This is a genomic window from Crocosphaera sp. Alani8 (assembly GCF_038442745.1).
In the GTDB taxonomy this organism is placed as follows: Bacteria; Cyanobacteriota; Cyanobacteriia; order Cyanobacteriales; family Microcystaceae; genus Crocosphaera.
On the sequence record NZ_JARVCN010000249.1, the window covers coordinates 1 to 4,778 of the forward strand.

The 4,778-nt window shown below is 40.0% G+C and carries 6 protein-coding genes; 4 read left to right on the top strand and 2 right to left on the bottom strand.

Annotation, left to right across the window (positions count from 1 at the left end):
• Nucleotides 1-85: 85 nt before the first annotated feature.
• Together P9B04_RS14485 and P9B04_RS14490 are read right to left on the bottom strand one after the other, a co-directional pair.
• Nucleotides 86-685 carry a Rad52/Rad22 family DNA repair protein gene (locus tag P9B04_RS14485; protein WP_342055695.1) on the bottom strand — a complete coding sequence of 200 codons (600 nt, stop codon included), beginning with the start codon at nucleotides 683-685 and terminating at the stop codon, nucleotides 86-88.
• Nucleotides 686-814: 129 nt separating this feature from the next.
• Nucleotides 815-1,177: a hypothetical protein gene (locus tag P9B04_RS14490; RefSeq protein ID WP_342055696.1), complete on the bottom strand. Its 363-nt coding sequence runs from the start codon at nucleotides 1,175-1,177 to the stop codon at nucleotides 815-817.
• A 159-nt stretch (nucleotides 1,178-1,336) separates the two neighbouring features.
• Between P9B04_RS14490 and P9B04_RS14495 the strand changes: the two genes are divergently transcribed.
• The 4 genes from P9B04_RS14495 to P9B04_RS14510 all read left to right on the top strand — a co-directional run.
• Nucleotides 1,337-1,558: a helix-turn-helix transcriptional regulator gene (locus P9B04_RS14495; protein WP_342055697.1), complete on the top strand. Its 222-nt coding sequence runs from the start codon at nucleotides 1,337-1,339 to the stop codon at nucleotides 1,556-1,558.
• A 77-nt stretch (nucleotides 1,559-1,635) separates the two neighbouring features.
• Nucleotides 1,636-1,947 (top strand): shikimate dehydrogenase, encoded by a 312-nt coding sequence (locus P9B04_RS14500; RefSeq protein WP_342055698.1) that lies wholly within the window; start codon nucleotides 1,636-1,638, stop codon nucleotides 1,945-1,947.
• 26 nt (nucleotides 1,948-1,973) lie between these two features.
• The gene (locus tag P9B04_RS14505) at nucleotides 1,974-2,114 is read left to right on the top strand and encodes a hypothetical protein (RefSeq protein ID WP_342055699.1); all 141 of its coding nucleotides are present in this window, start codon (nucleotides 1,974-1,976) and stop codon (nucleotides 2,112-2,114) included.
• 794 nt (nucleotides 2,115-2,908) lie between these two features.
• A partial coding sequence (locus tag P9B04_RS14510) for a DUF3854 domain-containing protein (RefSeq protein WP_342055700.1) occupies nucleotides 2,909-4,778 on the top strand: 1,870 nt, incomplete at its 3' end.

The following is a 4,778-nucleotide window of genomic DNA, read 5'->3' on the forward strand; positions in this document are numbered from 1 at the left end:
GCCAATTCCTTATTTTTTAGGTTTTGTTTTTTCTTCATGAATAATACAGGTTAGATTTTCTTTTCTTAGGGGCTTTTGATTACTGTTAGTAATGCTCTGCAAAATTGTATTCCTCTTCTTCTTGAGTTGAGGCATTTTGATTGTAGCCATTCATGTAAGGCTTAATCTTCGGGTGCTGTGGTTCTAGCCCGTTCAAGGCATCTTGTTTACCCTCATTAGCCCAATATTCGGGGCTATTTTTGGTTAATTTGGTGATAGTAGATAGGGAAGAAGTTTGAGAATAATTCCCATTTAACTTACTTTTCTTTCTCCATAAGTCTCTTCCTAAACCGAACTTTGCACAGCATCTCCTTAATGCCATAGCTTCAGAATTACTCGATGGATCACCATACTGAGAACAATCAACATCTTCGGTTCCAGTTGCTTCCCTTGTAAGTGATTTGTCATCCCCATAAATAGTAAGAACTCCCGTTAAAGTAAGACGATTACTAATCTGATTAATGTCTTTAACCGACCACGACCAGCCGTCAATTCCACACCGTTCCTCAAGTAGATCGCACAGGTTGTACCAAGCTATATAATCAATTTCATCAATCTCTTTCTTGTCTTTAAATATTCCTTTTTTACTAATCTTCTGTTTAGGAACTGGTTGTGCTAAGTTGTTCAAAATCTCTGCTAGTTTCATGTCTTTTCTCTGAAGGTAATTGACTTATTTTTTGAGGTACTGTAGAGTTGTACAAATGATTGCCACATGAGTAATGCTTTAAAAGTTAGGTCGTTATTAGAAGGGGAAATTAATCCCCTTTTTTGTTACCTAAAATTCCGCATCCTGTTGACATGGATGGTAGTAAGCTAAATAAAATCCTTGGTACATATCCTGGTATGTTTGAAAGGCTTTTTTAACAGCTTGTTTTGTTATTTCAGATAGGAAAAGACTTAGTTCAATCTCTTGTACAGGTTCAAAATGTCCGAAGTCTGGATCTTGTTCTTCTTCTTCCGAATAAAGGTGCAATACGACCTCTTGTAACGCATTCCTACAATCTTGAGTCTGTGGCCAGTGACTACGGGTAACTCGGTCAAATAAGGTACAAGTACCCCTTGATCTTGTGTCCCCTTCATAACTTTTGAACATGGGACACTGTTCGCAGGTGTGGCGCACCTGTGTATGCTGTGACATGATAGATATATCCTTATTTATTTAGGTGAGAGAAAGGCGATCGTTGACTTTGGACGGAAAGCGATCGCTTTTCTTTGTCTTAGTATAGCGTAAAGCTCTTTACGGTGTCAAGAATTTTATACAGAGATATTAGTGCTATACTTATTGTATAAACCCTGTATGGGAAAAATAATTGTGTCACGAATAAAAGAACTAAGGCAAAAAAAGGGTATGTCTCAATCAGAATTAGCTCGTGCTATTCAAAAAACTGAAACAACCGTCAGAAACTGGGAACATGGACGCACGGGAATGGACTGGGTCAAAGCAGTAATTGATATGTGTAACGCTCTTGATTGCAAGCCAGAAGACTTAATAGAAGAAGTGGAAGTTTTTAATGATTAATTTCTGTTTAGTATTCAAAATTTTTCCCTGACTTCCTTGAGGCTAAGTTATTTTTTTGAAAATTCGGAGTCTAACTTATGAATGAACCTGTTACCGTTAGTTTTGACCTAGCCGACATCCTGATAAGAATTGAGGACAAGCTTGATAAGCAATCAGAAGAGATAGGAGACATCAAAGTTAAGTTGACAGCCGTTGACACAGATGTGAAAAACCTTAAAGAAGACGTTAGAGACATGAAAATTGTCCAAAATACTCTTGTTAAAGAAGTATCTGACCTTAAGGGCTTCCGTTCCTTAATCCTTCCTCTCATTGTCGGTGGTGTTAGTGCCGTTATCGGGGGAATCGTTACGGCGGTGCTTCGATTACCTGCTTTGTTGTTGAAACCTTAAGAAACAAACATAAGCCATAAAATTTTATGAATCAGTTTACTGAGTACATCCCAACCGTGAAAGGATCTAAGTTTTCAGAAATTAGTCTTTCGACAGGTAAAAATATGGACAGCACTAGCTACCAACAACTTCGTTGGTATGCTTCCGTGTTAGCCCAACTAAGTTAACAAAAAAGACCAAAGATTTTCCCCCTCTGGTTCTCGGTTGTAGAGAGTTTAGTTTTGGTCTATATTTGAGGTATTCCTAACACTGGGATAGTTATGTACAGCAGAGATTCAAGCAAAAAATCTTCCAAAAACCCCGAAACGCCGATAGTCATTGGGGAATGCGTCGGCGTTTCCTATTGGAAGGTTCTTCCTGGAATCTCTGCACAACCAAACGGAGGTAGTTGAAACAGATAAGAAAGAAATTAAATTTTTAGCCACGGTGGTAATTAACCAAAATCTATCCATCCGCAACTCCATCATATAGGAATTTTGCGGTACGGGCAACCTATGTCTTTATAGGGAACCACTCTGGATAGAAAAGAGAAGATTAGGGTATAAATCCTAAATCTCGTCCGATTATTTTCTTTATCTCAGGCTTAGACCTCTTTAAAGGGTATAGCACTGAGTTAACAAGAAAATGACGCAGCTTAAAAATTGCCCCTCACTACCACCCAAGGGGACAAATTATCTCACTGCCATTCACTAATAGCTATGCTTGTACGCCAAAGCATAGATTCAGATAGATATTCGATTAAGTTGGATTAGGAAAAACTGGAGATGTTTTACAACCGCTACGATTATTAAACTTGGCAAGAGAACAACTGGTATGCTCTGAGGCTTGCTACAAGCGGCTTTAGACAGTCCAGAACAAAATCAATAATTCATCTCTTCTATCTTAATTGCCCAAGTCAAGTTATTCAAAGTGGTCATGACAAATAAGCATCCCCAGTAGTACACAAACACTGGAGAAAATCATGAGCAACATTAACGAGCAACACCGCAACGAATGGGTTAAAGGTTCCGCAGTAGCACCCTCAATCGTATATTTGAACGTGCGATCGCTGATCAACACAGACACCTTTGACTTCCTACTCTACTCAGAAAAGATATCCCGTCGAAATGATGGAAGAATCAATAACGGGACACTAAAAGCCAATGCCCATTTAGAATTAGGGGGATGGGCAGTTAACGCCATTGACCCAGAAACAGGTGAAGACTTGTTATGGGGCCAACTAAAACCCAACACCCCTAAAGTCGGCAAAGATGGGAAAACTAGAAAATATGAGGTTCCATCATTTGAACCGGTGCAACCAATTTGTCTTAAAGTCTCCCATAAGATTGGGTTAAAAGTAGCCAAAAAAGCAGGTTTATTGAAAGAATATAGAGAAAGGATTAGAGAACAATGGATACTGACCGAGGGGATAACATATAAGGAATTTCTACGGTTAAAAGATAAGTTATTCTGGAAGTGGGTAAAGGACAACCCACAAATACCCCTCTCAGTAGTAGAAGGTGTTAAAAAAGCCGGTGCCTTACTAACCCAAGGTCAGGTAGCGGTATCCATCCCAGGAGTATGGAACGGTTCACCCAAAGACTCCGTAGGAATCCCCCAGTTATTGCCACAACTCCAATACTTTGCCCAACCTGGACGGGAGATCGTAGTTATCTTTGACCAAGATGAGAAATTGAAAACACAGGCCAGTGTGATTACAGCCCGTGAAAGATTAGCATCCTGCTTCCGTGATGCTTGCTGTAAAGTAACCTTCCTAAGTTGGGATACACCAGAAAAAGGGATCGATGATGCGATCGCAGTTAATGGACCGAAATGGTTTACTGAGTTATGGGCAACCCGTAGCGTTAACCCTGCACCAATTAAGTTAAGTCAGTTGGAACATGATTTACCCAAATGGAACGAACACAGGGTCTGTGAGTATCTAGCTGAGCTATATAAAGAAACACTTGTTTTTAACGAGGCTACAAAAGATTGGTACTTGTACAATGCTGAAAAGCCAGGAGTATGGGGTTTAATCAGCAAAGAACGCCTAGAACAGAGGTTGATGCTAGAGCTAGACGAGTTGGTGGATAAAGCAGAAACCATCGTTCAACAAATAAAGACAGCGATTGGTGCTGTAAGAAGTAGTAATCGGGATAAAACACAAAAATCAGACCTAATAGAGCAATTAAAAGCACAGATTCCTAAAGTATCGGACTATAAATTTAGTTTTGTTGAAGCGATCGCAAAAAGGTTATCCAGAAGAATGCTAGTAGGGAAAATGGCGACAAATTCCCGAAAAGGACTGATTCCCTTCCGCAATGGGGTATTTGATATGAAAACCAAGGAATTAAGCCCTCATAGCCCCCAAAATTATTTCACTTGGTGTTTGCCCTACGACTATAATCCCTTGGCTGGTTGTGAACCCATTAAGCAATGGCTTTTAGAAATGATGGACGGTGATGCTAGTTTGGTTGAGCTACTTCGGGCTTTCTTACACGGGATTGTTACTGGTCGTGCCGATTGGCAGAAATTTTTGGCCTTGTGCGGACCGGGTGGAAGTGGTAAGTCAACGTTAACCCAATTGGCGATCGCACTTGTTGGAATAGAGAATGTCTTTATCACTGACTTAGAAATCTTGGAAAAGGATAAGTTTGAGACTGCGAATATTAAAGACAAGCTTTTGGTGATTCTCCAGGAGGCAGTTAGTTACAAGGGGGTCAAAAAACTTAAGGCGTTAACGGGCGGCGATCGCTTAAGGTTTGAACAAAAATTCAAGCAGGCGTTAGAAAGTTTTTATCCCAATGCAATGGTGATGATTACCTCGAATGAGCCGATTAAAACTGGGGACT